The following is a 19,857-nucleotide window of genomic DNA, read 5'->3' on the forward strand; positions in this document are numbered from 1 at the left end:
GCTTTCACTTGAAGGGAGGTGATGTTCAGGCAGTCATTATTATTCATTATGATGGTAACCGGACGACTAACATCTTGATTATGGAGGGGTAAAATGAGATCGGTAAGAAAGGGTATGATTATTTTTCTGATCATGATTCTGTTATTCACAACATTCGTTCAAGGCACAGTGACTGCTGATTCCTTGTCGGGAACTTCTTCCGCGGGTTCTGTTAATCAGACGTCACAATCACAGCATTGGGCTCAGTCCAGCATCGACAAGTGGACTCGTCTTGGCGTGGTGAAGGGGTACGAGGATGGTACCTTTCATCCCAATCAGCAGGTAACAAGAGCAGAGCTCGCAACGATGATCAATCGGATTTTCGGGTATACTCAGGCTTCCGGGCAATCATTTACCGATGTGCCCAAGGATGCTTGGTACAGCAACGCGCTATCCATAGCCAAAGAAGCTGGATACTATGAAGGTTTCCCTGGAAATCTGGCCAAGGCAACTACATCTGTGTCCAGACAGGATGCAGTAACGCTAATTGTGAAAGCGTTTTATTTGAAGTCCCAGGTAGATGGAGCATCCAAATCTTATTCTGACTATGATGCTATTCGCCCATATGCACGAGAAGCCATCGCTGCTCTAAGTGATGTTTTGAAGGGGTATCCCGACGGTTCATTTAAACCGGATAAATCCATTTCCAGAGCAGAGGTGGTCAAGGTATTTGACTCGTTAGTTTCGGAGTTGTACTCCTCTGCAGGTACCTATAATGGTGGAAAAATCAATAATCATGCCGTTATCAGTGCAGATGGAGTAACGCTTAAGGATTCAGATATTTCAGGCAATCTGTATCTATCTGCCGGGATCGGAAACGGTGATGCAACACTGGAGAAATCGCAAATCAAGGGCATAACTTATGTAGCCGGTGGCGGCGAGAACTCTATTCATATGAATCAGACCACTGTAGGAGATCTTGTAGTTCAGCGTCCTGACGGCAAGGTTCGTATCGTGTTTTCAAAGAAATCGAACGCTGGGAATATTATAGTGAATTCTCCGGCGATTCTAGCCTTCGATAGCGACTCCTCAGTGAATCATTTGACCATTAACAGCGGTGGGGCTGGAACAATCATTGAGGGAGCAGGTACAATTTCTGAAATAACCGTTTTAGCTGATGGTGTGACGGTTAACGGACAAATGCTCACCAAAAACACCAGCTATGTTCTTAAACAAGGCAAGCTTGAGGTTGTAGGCACTAAAACAAATACGACAGGAACGACGGGGAATGGAACTAGTGGTTCCGGCAATCCAGTCGACCCAGTCAATCCAGAGAATAAAACGATTGATTTGGTGGATGTGAATGCTACTGCGGAGACCGGATCGTTGTTCCAATACCTGAATGAAGTTCGGGGAACTCAGGTATTGTTTGGACATCAGCATGATACGACAGAGGGTTTATCTATTACAGCCAAGGATGGTACCCAATCCGATGTGCTGAATGCGGTCGGCGATTTACCGGGAGTGTTCGGCTGGGACACGCTAAGCCTGGAGGGGAAAGAAAAGCCGGGTGTAGGGCTGAACAACAAACAGCAGAATAGGGATAATTTAGTCGCTGTGATGAAGAAGGCGTATGAGGAAGGCGGCGTAGTGACTTTAAGCGCTCATATGCCGAATTTCGTCACCGGAGGCAGCTTCAATGATACTAAAGGCAAGGTTGTATCCAGCATTCTTCCAGGCGGAGAAAAGCATGAGGAGTACAACCAGTTCCTGGATTTGATTGCGGATTTCGCCAACAATCTGAAGGATGATGACAACAAACAGATTCCAGTCATCTTCCGCCCGTTCCATGAGCAAAACGGAGGATGGTTCTGGTGGGGAGCCCCATACAGAACCAAGGAGCAGTACATTGAGTTATATCGATACACCGTAGAGTATCTGCGTGATGTCAAGGGCGTTAACAACTTCCTATATGCCTACTCGCCGAACAGTTCGTTCAACAATTCGGAAGCTACCTATATGGAGACTTATCCTGGAGACGAATATGTGGATATCCTTGGCTTTGACTCTTACTATAATGGTAATTCGGAAGGCTGGTTCGGAGGCGTTTTGCAGGATGCCAAGCTGGTCTCCAGACTGGCTGATTCCAAAGGCAAGGTAGCGGCCTTGACGGAATTTGGTTACTCCAATTTGCGGCCGTCCGGAACCAACGATCTTCACTTTTTTACCAAACTGCTGGATGCTTTAAAATCCGATCCGGATGCCAAGAAAATGGCTTATATGATGACCTGGGCCAATTTCAGTACTGATAACTTCTTCGTTCCTTACAAGAACGGGCTGAACGGACTTGGGGATCATGAGCTGCTGCCGGATTTGGTGAATTACTACAATGATCCGTATACTTCCTTTAACAAAGAAGTGAAGACTGACAACATTTACACGAAGGATGTGGAGGCGTCCAAAAAGAATCCTTATCTGCATATCGCAACACCAACCAATAATGAAACAGTTCTTATTGAAAGCGCTTCACTCATTAGGGCACGCGTGTTGCATCAGAATACTGAGAAAGTAGTCTATCTGATCGGCAGTGATTCTGTTGAACATCCGATGACGATTGACAACAGTGGATTCTATTATTTGGCTTCATGGACGCCGGGTGCTGCACTTTCCGGGCTGAGCACGACCATTACAGTCAAATCGTATGCAAAGGACGGCAGCGTCATTAAGCAAACGATTCAAGTATATGTTAATGATACGCTGCCAAATTCAAACACCTTGGTAGTGGATACGTTTGAGAATTACAATGGCAATAATGAACTGCTTGACAATGCATACAGTCCCGGAGGTGACTTGAGCACAATTTCTCTCGACACGGAACACAAGAATAGCGGTCAGTACGGCCTGAAATTCGCTTACAACGTAGGGGTTCAAGGATATACCGGACAAACGAAGAATATGGACAATGTCAACTGGTCCGAAGCAAACCAGCTGAAATTCTGGTATGAGCCGGACGGAAGCAACCAAAAGCTGGTTGTTCAAATCAAGATGAGCGGCATTTCCTTCGAGGCCTATCCATCCTTGGCCGGACAGACGGCAGGTGAGATTGCGATTCCGTTCAGTGAGTTCAAGCCTGCTCCTTGGGATACCGCCAATGCGGGCCAAGTGATTACAAAGAAGTACCTGAAGGATGTCCAAACGTTCTCAATATTTGTGAACAAGAGTTCATCGGTGGCTGCTACAACTGGTACCTTGTACTTTGATGACATCCAGGCGTTCAATGACGGAACAGGCGGAGTTCCCGATGGCGGTACGGCTGCAGGGCCTCAGCTTCTGTATGGATTTGAAACGGATACTGAGGGATGGACCATTGAGTCAAACACTGCAAGTGCAGAGCCGGTGACTGTAACCTCTGAGGCTTCTACAGAAGGCGCTCAGGCACTTTTCGTTGCCTTTTCTCTTGCTGGAACTGAGTTCGAATTGACGAAAAATGTGACATTGGATTTGAGCGCTGTTGATACGCTAAGCGCAAAGGTAAAGCTTTCGAATGGAACAGCGAAGGCTCGTCTGTATATCAAGACGGGTTCCAATTGGACCTGGACAGACAGCGGACCGTTCGATGTGGACTCCACTGCATTTACCACCTTGTCGCTGCCTCTTGCCGGAATTTCCGATTTAAGTCAGGTGAGGGTCATAGGCGTGAAGTTTGACAGCTTTAGCGGATCGGGCAATACTGCGGCTTATCTCGATGAGGTACGAATTTCGAGTGATAGCGTCATTCCCGAGAATCCGAATACGATCAAATTTGAGGCGGAGAGCGGCACTTTAAACGGAGGAGTAACTGTATCCACTGAAAGTGGCGGGTTTTCCGGTACAGGCTATGTAACAGGCTTTAAGACTTCCGGGGACACTTTGCAGATTCCAGTCAATCTGGAGCGTGCCGGGACGTATATGCTTGCCATCCACTACAAAACAATAGGCGGAAGTAAAGTAAATACGGTCAAATTGAACGGTACAACCCTTGCCAATTACACCTTCGCTGAAGCGGGTGTCTGGAAAGACGCTGTACTGGGACAATATGATTTTAAAGCGGGCGCCAATACGATCGAGATTGCGACTAGCTGGGGCTGGATGGATATCGACTATATTCAACTGACTGGCGGGGGAGGACCAGTGACCTCTGTGAATCTGAAGTCATCAGGAGCTTCGGGTGCGGTTGACATCCCGGTAACGCTTTATGCGCTCGCAGACAATTCGGCGGAATACCGCTTCCTGGCAAGAAAGGCAGGCGGCGAATGGGAGTATGTGAACAACTACAGCAAAAACTATTCCTATGTATGGGCGGCCCCTGGTTCAGGCGAATACGAATTGAAAGCATATGCGCGGCAAATTGGCTCCACAGCCGAATTCGATGCCGAGAGTGCGATTCTGGATTACACCGCACTGCCTGATTACACTGGCAAGCCACTTGTGAATCCGATATTCAGCAGCCAAATGGTTTTGCAGCGAGACAAGGAAGTGTCGATCTGGGGCTGGGCGGAGCCTGGAACTGAGATAAGCGTCAAGCTTGATGCAACGGCCTTCACGGGAACTGCCGATGCTAACGGGAATTGGAATGTACCGATTGGAGTCAATCAAACAGGCGATTCTCATACGATCACCGTGACAGGTGCGGGGCAGACAGTTACACTTACTGATGTTCTCTTCGGTGATGTATATCTGACATCCGGGCAGTCGAATATGGCATTTCCGATGTCCCAGGTTACCAATGCGGCAACGGAAATCAGTAATGCGAATAACCCGAACATCCGTTTCTTTACCGTTCCGCAGCTGACCAGCCGGTACCCGGTTTCCATGGTTACAAGCGAGAAGAAATGGCAGGTGGCTTCGCCGGAAACAGTACCTGGGCTTACAGCAGTAGGTTATTTCTACGCGAAGAAGCTGACAGAGGAAACAGGGGTTCCAGTCGGAATTATTTTCTCTGCGGTAGGCGGAACAAAGATCGAGAACTGGACCAGCTATGAAACGCTCGAATCCATGCCTTCTTTGGCTCAGGCTGCTTTGGACATCAAGAGCGGAGCGGCGAACATAGATACAGCAACATCTCCAACAGCACTTTATAACGGGATGATTGCGCCGGTAGCCCCTTATACGTTGAAGGGCGTACTGTGGTATCAGGGCTCGGCTAATTGGGGCGAGGCTCGTTATTACAAAGCGCTTCCTACGTTGATCAAGGATTGGCGTCAAACTTTTGGTGATGATCAATTACCGTTTACAATTGTTCAGCTTGCGGCATTCGGTACACTTCAAAGCGTTGACAATCCAGCACAACCCGATACCAACCTCGGTCAGCCGATCGTTCGGGATGCGCAGCTTCAGACAGTGCTGAACGATCCACTTACGAGTCTGGTTGTAACGACAGATGTGGGTACGCCGGGAGATATTCATCCAACCAATAAGCGAGACGTTGGCGAACGCGCCGCAATTAGTGCGTTGGGCAAAATCTATAATAAACCTATAGAATACTCCGGGCCTATCTATCAATCTATGGAGAAATCAGGAAACAAACTGATTCTTTCCTTTGATCATGCCGGATCGGGATTAATGGCAGGAGTAAAGGTGGATTTGGTGCCGGTAACGGAAGATACGAACGGGCTTAAAGGCTTCGCGATTGCAGGTGCAGACGGCGTCTATCACTGGGCGGATGCACAAATCGTTGGCGACACGGTGGTCGTTTCTTCAGAGCAGGTCAGTGCCCCTGTTACAGTGAAATACAACTGGAATGATTCGCCAATAGGAAATCTATATAATAAAGATGGTTTGCCTGCTTCTCCTTTCAGAACCGACAATGTGTCGTATTTGTCCGTATTTGGCGGAAGCGGCTCCGGGTTCCATACACCTGGCGAAGCGGTAACCATCAAGGCACCTTCCAAGGCAGGCAAGAAATTCGACAAATGGGTTGGGGACATCGGGGCGATTGCGGACCCTCTTTCCTCCAACACGACTCTTGTCATGCCAAATGAGCATTTCACGGAAGTGGGAGCTACGTATGCAGATAGTTCGGAACAGCCGGACAGCATTATGGCATATGCCAAGGATGCAGTCTTGACGGGCGCCGGAGCAAGTTTCAGTAAAACTCCTGTCAGCCCTGACACTGAATATGCAGGAGATGGATATATCTGGTTTAGTGGGGACGGAACGGCCGATTTCACACTAAATATTCCGAGCAACGGTGAGTATGAATTGAGTTTTGGCTACTATATTCCAAACGGTTCGAAACATACATCTGTAAGTATTAATGGAGGTGCGTCCTCGGATATTACGATTCCGGATACCCAAGGTAAAGTGGCCGGGTTCTCACTGGGCAAGCAACAGCTAACGGCTGGTGCAAATGTTGTCAGCTTCGCCAAGGGCTGGGGATATTACGGAATTGAATATGTGAAGGCCGTTGCCGTTACCGAGACAGTTCCAAACAACACGATAGAGGCCGAAAGCGGTATCCTAACCGGGACAACAACAGTTGCGACTTCAATCGGCGGATATTCAGGGGACGGGTACGTAGCCTTCAAAAACGACGGTTCCATTACTCTCACATATGACGCCAAAGCTGCGGGGAATTATGATTTGGTACTAGGATACAGCTCACCTTATGGCGACAAGAAGACCCAACTGACCATCAACAGTGGAGCAGCAGTAGAGTTAAACCTTGCTTCTTCAGGCTTCTTCACAGAGAGTGAAGCGATTCCTGTCAATCTGGTTCAAGGTTCAAATACGATTCTGATCAATAGTGGCTGGGGCTATTACAACCTCGATTACATCAGACTGACCCCTTCCGTTGTTGTTGAGAATCCGAATATCATCAAATTTGAGGCGGAGAGCGGTACGTTAAATGGAGGAGTAACCGTGTCCACAGAAAGTGGCGGGTTTTCCGGTACAGGCTATGTAACAGGCTTCAAAACTTCCGGGGATACTTTGCAGATTCCGGTCAATCTGGAGCGTGCCGGGACGTATATGCTTGCTATCCACTACAAAACAGCAGGTGGAAGTAAAGTAAATCCGGTCAGCCTGAACGGTACGAGAATTGCTAATTATAACTTTGCCGAAACGAGCATCTGGAAGGATGCCATATTGGGGCAATATGACTTCACAGCGGGCGCTAATACCATCGATATTGGAACCGCTTGGGGTTGGATGGATATTGACTATATTCAACTGACTGGCGGGGGAGGGTCTGTGACCTCTGTAAATCTGAATTCAGCAGCAGGAGCTTCAGGTGCGGTTGACACTCCAGTAACGCTATATGCGCTTGCTAACAATTCGGCAGAATATCGCTTCCTGGCAAGAAAGGCAGGCGGTGAATGGGAGTATGTGAACAACTATAGTAAAAACTATTCCTATTCATGGAAAGTGCCTGAACAAGGCGAATATGAATTGAAAGCCTATGCTCGGCAAATTGGCTCCACAGCTGAATTCGATGCCGAGAGTGCGATTCTGAAATACACCGCCCTGCCTGATTATACTAGCAAGCCACTCGTGAATCCGATGTTCAGCAGCCATATGGTTTTGCAACGAGATAAGGATGTGGCGATCTGGGGCTGGGCGGATCCTGGAACTGGGATAAGCGTCAAGCTTGATAATACTACTTTCTCGGGAATTGCCGATTCAAATGGAAATTGGAAAGTATCGATAGGAGTAAATCAAACAGGCGCACCTCATACGATAACTGTGACGGGCGCGGGGAAGAACGCTACATTTACCGATGTTCTCTTCGGCGATGTGTATCTAACATCCGGGCAGTCAAATATGGCGTTTCCGATGTCCAAGGTTACCAACTCAGCAACGGAAATCAGTAATGCGAATAACCCGAACATCCGTTTCTTTACCGTTCCGCAGTTGACCAGCCGGTCTCCGGTCTCAATGGTTACAAGCCAGAAGCAATGGCAGGTTGCATCGCCGGATACGGTACCTGGGCTTACAGCAGTGGGTTATTTCTTCGCGAAGAAATTGACGGAGGAAACGGGTGTTCCAGTCGGAATTATTTTTTCTGCGGTAGGCGGAACAAAGATCGAGAACTGGACCAGCTGTGAAACGCTCGAAACCATGCCTTCTTTGGCTCAGGCTGCTCTGGACATCAAGAGCGGAGCAGCGAACATAGATACGGCAACATCGCCAACAGTTCTTTATAACGGGATGATTGCACCAGTAGCCCCGTATAAGCTGAAGGGTGTGCTATGGTATCAAGGTTCAGCCAATTGGGGTGAGTATCGTTATTACAATGCTCTTCCTGCGTTGATCAAGAATTGGCGTCAAACCTTTGATGATGAGCAATTGCCGTTTACAATTCTTCAGCTTGCAGCATACGGTGCACTTCAAAGCATTGACAATCCTGCACAACTCGAAAACAATCCCGGTGAGACGGTCATTCGGGATGCTCAGCTTCAGACGGTGCTGAACGATCCGCTTACGAGTCTGGTTGTGACGACAGATGTAGGTACGCCGGAAGACATTCACCCAACCAATAAACAAGATGTTGGCGAACGCGCCGCAATTAGTGTGTTGGGCAAATTCTATAATAAATCGATAGAATACTCCGGGCCTATCTATCGTTCGGTAGAGAAGTCAGGAAATAAACTGATTCTTTCCTTTGATCATACCGGATCGGGATTAATGGCAGGAGTTAAGGTGGATTTGGTTCCGGTAACGGAAGATTTGAACGGGCTTAAAGGCTTCGCGATTGCAGGTGCAGACGGCGTCTATCACTGGGCGGATGCACAAATCGTCGGCGACACGGTGGTCGTTTCTTCGGAGCAGGTCAGTGACCCCGTTACAGTGAAATACAACTGGAATGACTCGCCAATAGGAAATCTATACAATAAAGATGGTTTGCCGGCCTCTCCTTTCAGAACCGACAAGGTATATTATTTGTCCGTATTTGGCGGAAGTGGCTCCGGGCCCCTTACACCTGGCGAAGCGGTAACCATCAAGTCACCTACCAAGGTGGGCAAGAAATTCGACAAATGGATCGGGGATATCGGGGCAATTGCAAACCCTTTTGCCTCCAGCACGACTCTTGTTATGCCAAATAAGTATTTCACGGAAGTGGCGTCCACGTTTGTAGAGGATGATGGGCAGACGGACAGCTTAATGGCATATGCTAAGGATGCAATCCTGAACGGAGCAAGCTTCAAAAAAGTCCCTACCAGCCCTGACACCGAATATTCGGGAGATGGCTATGTCTGGTTTGGCGGAACAGACGGAACTGCCGATTTCACACTGACTGTTCCGAGCGACGGTGAGTACGAACTGAGTTTTGGTTACTATAATCCATACGTCGTAAATAAGAAAACATCTGTAAGCATAAATGGAGGTGCGTACTCGGATATTACGATTCCGAATAACGAAGGCAAAGTGGCTGAGTATTCACTGGGCAAGCTACAACTGGTGGCTGGCGTTAATGTGATCAGCTTCGCCAAGGGCTGGGGGTATTACGGAATTGAATATGTGAAGGCGGTTGCCGTTACCAAGACAGTTCCGAACAACACGATAGAGGCCGAAAGCGGCACCTTAACCGGAACAGCAGCGGTTGCGACTTCTGTCGGCGGTTATTCAGGGGACGGATACGTAGCCTTCAAAAGCGATGGTTCCATTACTCTCAATTATGATGCCGAAACAGCGGGGAATTATGATCTGGTACTAGGATACAGCTCACCGAATGGCGACAAGAAGACCCAACTGGTTATTAACGGTGGAGCCGCAGTAAATGTAGACCTCGCTTCTTCAAGCTCATTTACAGATAGAGAAGCGATTCCTGTCAGTCTGGTTCAAGGTTTAAATACCATATTGATCAATAGCGGCTGGGGCTACTACAACATCGATTACGTTAAACTGACTCCTTCCGAGGAGGTTGTAGAACCATCGTTCCCTTCTTTGGTCTACGGATTTGAAGATCAGACATTACAGGGCTTTGCTTTAAATACTGCCAGCAATAATCAGTATAATACAGCCTTGGCTACTAATCTTTCGGTTACGAACGCTGTGTACGCACAGGGCAACTATTCAATTAAGGCAGATTTCAGCTTGGTTGCCGGCGGCGGATTGTTTCAAATCCGCCACGTAGGTCAAACCGATTTGTCCGGCGCTTCGACAATTACGGCTAAAGTGAAAATCGTACCTAGTGACGAGGGGACATCATTGGCTGGCGTAAGAGTCCATTTGTTTGCACAAAGCGGAGAGTCTTGGCAGGGCTGGACGATCTCAGATCCGTTTACAACTCAATCTGCAGTAGATGAAAATGGATTTATGACCGTTTCGCTGGATATTAGTAGCCTAACAACTTTAAATTTCATGAAAGCATTTGGACTTCAGGTCAGGACACTTTCCGGTCCAACTGGTCAAGCAACAATTTATGTGGATGAAATAACAATAAAGTAAATCTACTAGCACGAAACCCTCGGGTTCATTTCGAGGCCGCTGAAAAAGGTTAAGTTTGGACTTATGAAATGCCCAAAAATAAATAAAGGCGAAATTCCATTCAATTATGAATGAGAATTCGCCTTTATTTTATAGATTACTTCTTGTTTTCTACTTCAATAGTGTCATTATTCTTTTGAGATTTACTGCAACTATGGCCATTGCCCCTTGCATGTGCATGCCAACAAGACCTCGTCCACTCTGCCTTGATCCGCCATGGTCTGATCGACAATCCGTATTTTAGCCATAACGACCTGCAATGCCGATGGGTAGAGGAGAAGAGGTGGTACCGCACCTTTGATTATGTCAAGGGCGACGCAGAGTGCTTGGTTCAGGTTTACGGTTACTTTTTGGTCAACCAGATCCATAATAAAGGGTATCATGCAGTTATTTACCGATGCGCTGGGTAGCTACAGAAGGAGGGGCATTCAGTGAAATCATGCTTATTTCGATGGAATGACTTAAGATTAAGGTATAAATTAATGGTTGTATATTTTGCTGTCGTTTTTATCCCGGTCATGCTGACTAATTCCGCTTTCTATTGGAAAACTGCCGAGAGTGTGCAGAGGCAAAAGACCGCTGATTACCATTTGTCCTTGGAAAAGAATAAGGAAACCTTTCAAAAAATGATTGAAGGATTGATTGGTTACTCCTCTGCACTGTATAGCGATGTTTCCTTATACAATTCACTGGACACCTCATATACCGATGAGGATGCCATGCTTCAGGCCTACAACACCGTCATCAACCCTGCATTAAACCGCTTCGTGCCTATCGAAAAACAACTATATAACGCTTATGTGTATACGAATAACCCTACCTTGATTTCAGCAGGGGTGTTGAAACCACTGTTGAAGGACAAGGATCTGGAGGTATTGTACGAGGAACTGAAGAACGATCAAGCTCCCGGCAAGCTGTTGGTGTACACGAATCCCTCTGTATGTGAGGACCAGACCATTTCCCCGACGAAAGGTGCGTGTGGACAGCCTTACCTTAGCATTATCCGCAAATTGGATTTCTATAAAGGGTATAGCAATTACGATAAGCTGCTCAAAATTGACATCATACCGCAGTTTTTAGAGAATACCTTGCAAGACAATTCAAGTTCAAGGCTTGTATATTTGTTGAACCCGGAGGAAATCGTGGTTTTTTCGTCGGGGGGCAAAGCTGTTGGGGAAGTGTTAGGGGAGCAAAAGACTGATCATACTATGGTGTTGTCCAGAAACTTTGATAACGTGAGCTTTTTGAAAGGCTGGAAGATGGTCGGAGTTTACCCTGATAATCAGGCTTTGCAAGCAGTATTAAAATCCCAGTCGTTTATCTTGTATCTTACGATCGTGAATTTTTTGTTTCCAAGTGTTTTTATTTTTCAGTTCTCCCGCTCATTGAATACAAGAATTGGACTTTTGCTGAAGCAGATTAAACGAGTGAAAAACCAGAGGTTTGAGCCTCTCCCCATAAAGCCCTCTACCGATGAAATCGGCCAGCTAACAGAAGAATTCAATCGGATGACCGTGCAAATCAGCAGGCTGATTCAGGATGTGTACTTGGCGGAGCTTGATCGCAAGCAGGCTCAGTTTAATGCGCTGCAAAGCCAAATCAATCCACATTTCCTGTTCAATACGTTGGAATCCATTCGCATGAATTGCGTGAGCAACGGAGAATTGAAAACGGCTTCAATCATCCGCAGGCTGGCAAAAGGCTTTAGAAGGTCTATCGAGTGGGGGAATGACCGGATTCCGTTGAGGGAAGAGATGGATTTTGTCTCTGATTTTTTGGAGATTCAGAAATTTCGCTTCGAGCAGCGGTTTAGCTACCAGTTGTCCATGGATGATTCTGCATTGAATATTCTGATCCCAAAGCTGAGCATCCTGCCGCTAGTGGAGAATGCCTGTATTCATGGAATCGAGAACAGCGGAAAAACGGGTCTCATTCAGGTATCTGCGCATATTCATGATGGCGTGCTTGTGATTGAGGTAACCGATAACGGACTGGGCATGGATGAAGAGGACATGGAAAATCTGAGGGATTTTATGGAAAAAGGTGTCAATTATGGGCGCCATGTTGGTCTGAAAAATGTCCATGATCGACTAAAATGGCACTTCGGATTAGCAGCCGTTTTAAATATTGATTCTAAAGCAGGTGAAGGAACATCCGTCAAGATTTATGTTCCTGTTAGCGAGGAGTGAGATGATGCTAAAAACCATTATTGTCGATAACGAGCCGAAAGTGAGGGAAGGACTGAAAAAGATCATCCCTTGGGAGACATTTGGCTTTACATTATGCGGTGATGCTGAAGACGGCAAGCAGGCCCTTGTGCTAATTGAACGTGAAAGGCCCTCTTTAGTAATCACAGATATCCGAATGCCGTTGTTGAGTGGATTGGATTTGATGATGGAGGTTTCGGGCCGATTTGATTGCCAATTTGTCGTGATTTCTGGTTACGGCGAATTTGATTATGCCCAAAGGGCGCTGAAATATGGCGCTATCGATTATATTTTAAAGCCCATCGATGAGGAACAATTAATTGAAGCCCTTCAGCGCACACGGTGTCGTATTGCGCTTGCTAATAATTCCTTGCCACTAGAAATACCGGGGAATGTAGTGCAGAATAGCGAAGCAGTAGAAGAGGTCATCCGGTATATTCGAGAGCATTATAAGGAACCGTTAATGATAAAAGAGATAGCGGATAAGGTTTTTCTGAATCCCATTTATTTGGGTCAGCTCTTTAAAAAGCAAACCGGAAGCTATTTTAATAATTTTGTTCATCAAATCAGAGTGGAAGAAGCTAAAAAAAAATTGAAAGGCTCATCCAATAAAATAGCAGATATTGCGTTATCTGTGGGTTACAGCGATTCCGATTATTTCGTCCAGCAGTTTAAAAAACTGGTTGGCTGCACCCCCTCTCTTTATCGGGGGAAATGAGGAACAATGTTAAATTTGTCAGGTATACTCCTAAGATGTCGCGGGTACGGAATCTCCCGAATTCTTGATATGATTTGTAATGTCAAAAACATAAGGAGGTTAACGATTTGTTTAAAAAGAGAACGCTTACAATGATGGCTGCAACAACCATGCTTCTAACAACGGTGCTTGGAGCATGCAGCTCAAATGAGTCCCAGCCCTCATCCTCACCAGAGTCCACACAGAATTCTATCAAGACGGCCAGCTTTTCGTATTTCATTATGACTTCGGGCGACAATGTGCCGGAACACACCAAGCTCGGAGATATTATTCAGCAGAAAACAGGCGTGACCATCAAGTATGAGCGTCTTGTCGGGGAGAAGGATCAGAAGATAGGGGTTATGGTAGCAGGCGGGGATTATCCAGACATGATCTTTACGGATGCAACCACAAAGTTTGTTGATGCGAAAGCGCTTATTCCGTTGGAGGATCTGATTGAGGAGCATGCGCCCAACATCAAGAAGCTCTACGGTCCTTATTGGAACCGCTTAAAAAGCTCCGACGGACATATCTATTCGCTGCCGATGGGAGCTCCTGTGACCAATGCCACCAAAGGAATCAGCGCTGCCTTCTGGGTCCAGAAGGAGGTTCTGAAGGAGGCGGGATATCCCAAGATCACAACCTTCGATGAATATGTTGATGTTCTGCGGGATTACTGGAAGAAGCATCCGCAGATTGATGGCGCAGATACCATTCCTTTTGAAATTCTGACATACGATACCCGCAACTTCACACTCACAACAGCTATGCAGTTTCTGGCGGGTGGTCCCAATGATTCCAGAGCCATGGTGGACCCTGAGAAAAATGAACTGACATTTTACCAAACCGATGAGAACATAACGAAACGGTATTATTCCAAACTTAACGATATATATAATGAGGGTATGATTGACAAAGAAGCATTCGTTATGAACTATGAACAATACCTGGCAAAGCTGTCAAGTGGACGTGTTCTGGGCATGTTCGATCAAAAATGGCAGTTCCAGACGGCCTTGGCCTCCCTGAAGCAACAGGGCAAGAGTAACCGCATGTTCGTTCCGCTTCAGCTTACCTTTGACGATAGCATCAAAGGCGATTATCTGGATCTTCCAGGCATGAACTATAATACCGGCTGGTCCATATCCGTGAATTGTAAGGACCCGGTAGGAGCCATCGAGTACGCGGACTATTTGGCCAGCGATGAGGGCCAAATTCTCCGAAACTGGGGAGTGAAGGGTGAAGACTTCATGGTCAGCGACAACGGGCGCTTCTACCGCACGGAGGAGCAACGCAAATACTTGTCCGATTCCAAAAACGCTCTGAATTGGAGTGGCAACGTTGTTTGGTTCTGGCCAAGCGCTTCCGGCACCATGCCGGACGGAAACCATTATGAGTCTTACAGGCAGCCGGAAATAATTTCTGCCGATTATGATGAGATGGATAAGGAAATCCTGAAGGGTTACGGGGTTCAGACCTATGAGGATTTATTCAATCCGCCGAATACCAAGAGAAAATATTTCCCGTTGTGGAGCATTGAGCTTTCCGATAAAGGAAAAATTTTCAATCAAAAGCTCGACGACCTGAACAAGAAATATCCTCCGCAAATGGTCTTATCCAAGACGAAGGCGGATTTTGAAAAGTCCTGGAAGGATTACGTCGCTGATGTCAACAAGCTGGATGTAAGTAGCTGGCTGGAGGAGCTTACGGCAGGAGTGAAGGATCGTCAGGCTAACTGGTAATTATAATTGATGACGGCACACGGGGGACTAGAATGCCACCTTGTGCCGATCATCAAAGAAAATGAGGAGGGGAACCATGGACGCTGCAAGTGAATTAAAGGCAAATCCAAAGGCAGGATCGGTCAAACCGACCCGTTCATTATGGAAAAAGGTCAAGCAACAGAAAGCTCTCATGGCCATGTCCATTCCTTTTGTACTGTTCGTTATCGTGTTTTCTTATTTTCCCCTGTGGGGATGGCTGATGGCATTCCAAGATTTCAAGCTGGGCACTCCCATGCTACAAAATCAATGGGTCGGGCTGGAAAATTTTCGAGAGCTGTTCCGGGATGATTCTTTCCTTCGTGTCATTCGCAATACATTGGCGATGAGCATTATCAACCTGGTATTCGGCTTTTTAAGCTCCATTACGCTTGCCCTCTTGCTTAATGAATTGCGCAGCATTATGTTCAAGCGTTTTGTGCAAACCATAAGCTATCTTCCCCATTTTATATCTTGGGTTGTTGCGGCAAATCTAATCATGAATATGCTTTCCATTGAAGGAATTGTGAATCATATCTTAGTAAGTCTTCATTTGATACAGGAGCCTATTTTGTGGTTGTCAAAAGGAGAGTATTTTTGGTGGATCATAGGCGCATCCAATGTCTGGAAGGGTGTTGGGTGGGGAGCGATCATTTATTTGGCGGCCATGACGATGATCGACCCTTCTTTATATGAAGCTGCAAGTATTGACGGTGCAGGCCGTTTTCGAAAGATTTTCCATATCACGCTTCCCGGAATCAGACCGATCATTGTCATACTGCTCATTATGAGCATTGGTCATATTTTAGACGCCGGGTTTGAACAGCAGTACTTGCTGCAGACTCCAATGGTTGTGGATCAAGCGGAGACGATTGACCTGTTCGTACTCAAATATGGTATCAACTTATCCAGGTATTCGTTTGCCACCGCCTCCGGCATATTTAAAACGCTGATCAGCGTCATCCTGCTGGTTTCCGCTAATCAGTTCGCCAAGCGCATGGGGCAAGAAAGGCTTTTTTAGGAGGGAAGAGAATGGAAAGAATAGATACGGGGCAGAGAAGAAACTGGAAGCTGTCCGCATTTGATTATGTCAATGTGTTGCTGATGCTGATGCTGTTGGTTGTCACATTATATCCTTTTCTCAATACATTGGCTGTGTCCTTTAACCAGGCTACAGACACTGTGTTGGGCAGCAATTTCATTTGGCCGCGCAAATTTACTACTTTAAATTATTCGAATTTGTTTGAGGACAATATGATTTATCATGCCTTTTACATTTCCGTTTCTCGGACGGTTATAGGAACGATAATTAGTGTATTTTGCACGGCTATGCTGGCTTATACGATCAGCAGAAAAGAATATTTTCTGCGCCGCCAAATATCGTTTCTCTTTATCTTTACCATGTATTTCAGCGGTGGACTGATTCCAGGCTATATGCTTATCAAAAACCTTCACATGAATGGCACCTTCTGGGTATATATTATTCCCGGGCTAATCGGGGCTTTTAATCTGATTGTTATGCGTTCTTTTATGGAAGGGCTGCCGGATAGTTTGGTGGAATCTGCGCAAATAGATGGAGCCAATCATTTTACGATTTTCCTTAAAATTGTTTTTCCACTCAGTATGCCGGTTCTGGCGACAGTGGCATTGTTCGTAGCTGTGGGACAGTGGAACAGTTGGTTTGACACCTTTTTGTACAACTCTTCCAAGCAAGATCTGAGCACCTTGCAATATGAATTGATGAAAAAGCTGCAATCCGCCAGCATGAGCGTTAGTGGAAACGCAGAAACCTTGTTTTCAAACTCCGAGAACCAGCAGGCGAACATTGTTACACCAACCTCCATACGAGCTGCCATTACGATTGTGGCTGCAGTGCCCATCATCGTGATCTACCCGTTCCTGCAACGATATTTTGTGCACGGATTAACCTTGGGCGGTGTGAAGGAATAGGCTAGAAGAGGGGTGCTTGCTTTTATTGCTATTTTCTAAGTGTCCGTGTCTGACGAAATTCTCTTCGTCAGACACGGTTTTTGTGCGCCTTTAAACTAAGATTAGCAAAATAATCAATGGCAAACTGACGAAATAATCGCGCTGCCTGTGGCAGATAGCGTTCTACAGTATATGAGAGAGAGAGGGTTCTCTCACATACAGGTTCTTCAATATGCAAGAGTTTCATAGAAGTGCCTGTAGACCCGCCCCACGTAATTGCAGGTATAAAAGCGATCCCCTGCCCTGCTCTTATAAGACCACGAACCGTTGATGGATCATCGCTTTCAAAAATAACATGAGGTGTGAACCCCGAGTGCTTGCAGAATTTATCAGTGATCTCCCGGAGACCCTGCCCTGTTTTTAGGCTAATAAAATCATCACCCGCAACCTCATTTAAATAAATACTTTCCCGCATTGCAAGAGGATGTTCGATAGGGACTGCAAGGAAAATTTCTTCCGTTAGAATGGGAATACTTGTAGTTCCTTCTAGCTTGATGGCGGATGAGGAAATACATAAATCATAGTCTGGCTTGGTTATTGAATTGGAGAAATGTTGTATAAGGTTGAAACTTATATGTGGATACTCCTTTCGGAAAGAGCTTAAGAGATCGGGTAGCAAATTTGAAGCAGCTAAGACGGCAAGTTTTACGGATCCAATTGATTTTCCAGTTAAATCATTAAGTTCATTTTTACCATCCTCTATAGCAGTCAAAGCTTGTTCTACTCTTCTTAAGAAGGCTCTTCCATATTGATTAAGGTATATATACTTTCCGCGGCGGTCAAACAATAAAACTCCAAGTTCTTTTTCTAATGAAGAAATTGTTTTGCTAAGTGCCGGTTGAGGGATATGAAGTTCTTCCGCTGCTCGTGTAACGTGTTCATAACGGGCAACTGTCCGAAAATATTTAAGTTGTAATAGTTCCATAAATAACTCCTTTTATACATTTAGATGTATACATACTATACATAATGATATCTTAGACGTTATATATATTCAATCTTATAATATAATTAGTGGAGCAGTAGGCTGTTAAAAAGGAGAAAATATATGATGAATGAATTGGACTTAGCTAAAAGTTCAGGACGATCTTGGACCACTCGCCGTGACAAAAAAACACGTCAATTAGCTAAGGTTGAGAAGCTAGTGAAAGGCCGCATAATACCCACTGACAGAATAGTTGAAGTTCTTGAGAACCTTATAGTGACTGGTGACTGTGTGGCACTGGAAGGCAATAATCAAAAGCAGGCGTCTTTCCTTTCTACTGCACTTAATAATGTAGATCCGGGTAAAGTTAATAATTTGCATATGGTCATGTCAAGTGTTTCAAGACCGGAGCATCTTGAAATCTTTGAAAAGGGTATTGCTAGGATACTTGATTTTTCATATTCTGGAGCTCAAAGTCTTCGAATGGCACAAATGATTGAGGATGGCATTGTGAAAGTAGGTTCAATTCATACCTATCTTGAGTTATATGGAAGGCTATTTATTGATTTAACGCCAAACATAGCTTTGGTTGCTGCAGACAAGGCAGATGCAGAGGGGAATCTTTATACCGGACCAAACACGGAAGAGACACCCACTATAGTTGAAGCTACAGCATTTCGTGATGGCATTGTTATTGTTCAGGTTAATGAAATGGTTGATGAATTGCCAAGGGTGGATATTCCAGGTTCATGGGTAGACTTTATCGTTGTAGCTGATAAGCCCTATCAGCTGGAAGCTTTATTTACGAGAGATCCCAGACTGATTAGTGAGATGCATATTCTAATGGCTATGATGACTATTCGTGGAATATATGAGCGTCATAACGTAACTTCACTTAATCATGGAGTAGGCTTTAATACGGCAGCCATTGAGCTGATTCTTCCAACTTACGGGGAATCCCTCGGGTTAAAGGGAAAAATATGCAAAAATTGGGCGCTTAATCCTCATCCCACACTTATTCCTGCTATTGAAAGTGGCTGGGTGGAAAGTGTCCACTGTTTTGGTGGGGAAGTAGGTATGGAAAAATATGTTGCAGCACGACCGGATGTATTCTTTACTGGCCGTGACGGAAGCCTTCGCTCTAATCGGGCGATGTCGCAGGTTGCTGGACAATATGCAGTGGATTTGTTTATAGGATCTACTTTTCAAATAGATGCTGATGGAAATTCATCAACGGTTACCTTAGGCAGACTTGCCGGCTTTGGAGGAGCGCCTAATATGGGAGCCGATCCTCATGGGAGAAGACATGCAACGGATGCTTGGTTAAATATGATTACTGGGGAAAGCCCTGTAGTTCGGGGGCGGAAACTAGTTGTTCAAATGGTGGAGACCTATCAAAATGGTCATACACCTGTATTTGTTGAGTCCTTGGATGCGATTAAAGTTGGGCATGATGCTAAATTGCCTATAGCGCCGGTAATGATTTACGGTGATGATGTTACACATGTTGTAACAGAAGAAGGAATTGCTTATTTATTCAAGGCAAGGAGCCTTGAAGAGCGGCGTATGGCGTTAGCCGCAGTAGCTGGGGTAACACCCATAGGACAAACATGCAGTATTGAGATGGTGCAACAATTAAGACAGGATGGAATTGTGGCTTTGCCGGAGGATCTTCATGTTAGGCGGACTGATGCCAAACGTTCCTTACTGGCAGCAAAAAGTATAGATGATCTAGTGAAATGGTCCGATGGATTATATGAACCACCGGCTAAGTTCCGTAACTGGTAAGGTGATTCA

Annotated in this window: 9 protein-coding genes; 8 read left to right on the top strand and 1 reads right to left on the bottom strand. The window is 45.8% G+C overall.

The window, feature by feature from the left end; all coding sequences use genetic code 11:
• Positions 1–93: 93 nt before the first annotated feature.
• The 7 genes from ACAN56_RS18660 (at position 94) to ACAN56_RS18690 (ending at position 17,096) form a co-directional block, all read left to right on the top strand.
• On the top strand, positions 94–10,407 hold the full coding sequence (locus ACAN56_RS18660; protein ID WP_379144874.1) for a CBM35 domain-containing protein: 10,314 nt from the start codon (positions 94–96) through the stop codon (positions 10,405–10,407).
• 245 nt (positions 10,408–10,652) lie between these two features.
• On the top strand, positions 10,653–10,856 hold the full coding sequence (locus ACAN56_RS18665; protein WP_379144876.1) for a hypothetical protein: 204 nt from the start codon (positions 10,653–10,655) through the stop codon (positions 10,854–10,856).
• A 21-nt stretch (positions 10,857–10,877) separates the two neighbouring features.
• Positions 10,878–12,635 carry a sensor histidine kinase gene (locus ACAN56_RS18670; protein ID WP_379144878.1) on the top strand — a complete coding sequence of 586 codons (1,758 nt, stop codon included), beginning with the start codon at positions 10,878–10,880 and terminating at the stop codon, positions 12,633–12,635.
• 4 nt (positions 12,636–12,639) lie between these two features.
• Positions 12,640–13,371, top strand: a complete 732-nt coding sequence (locus tag ACAN56_RS18675; RefSeq protein WP_038589804.1) for a response regulator transcription factor — start codon at positions 12,640–12,642, stop codon at positions 13,369–13,371.
• Positions 13,372–13,478: 107 nt separating this feature from the next.
• Positions 13,479–15,128, top strand: a complete 1,650-nt coding sequence (locus tag ACAN56_RS18680) for an extracellular solute-binding protein (protein ID WP_379144881.1) — start codon at positions 13,479–13,481, stop codon at positions 15,126–15,128.
• Positions 15,129–15,204: 76 nt separating this feature from the next.
• Complete coding sequence (locus ACAN56_RS18685; protein ID WP_038589807.1) at positions 15,205–16,167, top strand: ABC transporter permease; 963 nt, start codon at positions 15,205–15,207, stop codon at positions 16,165–16,167.
• Between the two features lie 11 nt (positions 16,168–16,178).
• Positions 16,179–17,096 carry a carbohydrate ABC transporter permease gene (locus tag ACAN56_RS18690; protein WP_038589810.1) on the top strand — a complete coding sequence of 306 codons (918 nt, stop codon included), beginning with the start codon at positions 16,179–16,181 and terminating at the stop codon, positions 17,094–17,096.
• A gap of 67 nt (positions 17,097–17,163) precedes the next feature.
• Here the strand turns inward: ACAN56_RS18690 and ACAN56_RS18695 are convergent, their stop codons facing one another.
• The gene (locus ACAN56_RS18695) at positions 17,164–18,060 is read right to left on the bottom strand and encodes a LysR family transcriptional regulator (protein WP_038589813.1); all 897 of its coding nucleotides are present in this window, start codon (positions 18,058–18,060) and stop codon (positions 17,164–17,166) included.
• Between the two features lie 126 nt (positions 18,061–18,186).
• On the opposite strand from ACAN56_RS18695, the gene mdcA reads away from it, so the two are divergent.
• Positions 18,187–19,848: a malonate decarboxylase subunit alpha gene (mdcA, locus tag ACAN56_RS18700; RefSeq protein ID WP_038599394.1), complete on the top strand. Its 1,662-nt coding sequence runs from the start codon at positions 18,187–18,189 to the stop codon at positions 19,846–19,848.
• Positions 19,849–19,857: the final 9 nt, after the last annotated feature.

The organism is Paenibacillus paludis (genome assembly GCF_042610515.1).
Lineage (GTDB): Bacteria > Bacillota > Bacilli > Paenibacillales > Paenibacillaceae > Paenibacillus_AQ.

What these genes read in the sequence shown, in the direction of transcription:
- ACAN56_RS18695 (WP_038589813.1), bottom strand. Translation starts at nt 18,060, where the DNA reads ATGGAACTATTACAACTTAAATATTTTCGGACAGTTGCCCGTTATGAA.
- ACAN56_RS18675 (WP_038589804.1), top strand. Translation starts at nt 12,640, where the DNA reads ATGCTAAAAACCATTATTGTCGATAACGAGCCGAAAGTGAGGGAAGGA.
- ACAN56_RS18690 (WP_038589810.1), top strand. Translation starts at nt 16,179, where the DNA reads ATGGAAAGAATAGATACGGGGCAGAGAAGAAACTGGAAGCTGTCCGCA.
- ACAN56_RS18685 (WP_038589807.1), top strand. Translation starts at nt 15,205, where the DNA reads ATGGACGCTGCAAGTGAATTAAAGGCAAATCCAAAGGCAGGATCGGTC.
- ACAN56_RS18660 (WP_379144874.1), top strand. Translation starts at nt 94, where the DNA reads ATGAGATCGGTAAGAAAGGGTATGATTATTTTTCTGATCATGATTCTG.
- mdcA (WP_038599394.1), top strand. Translation starts at nt 18,187, where the DNA reads ATGAATGAATTGGACTTAGCTAAAAGTTCAGGACGATCTTGGACCACT.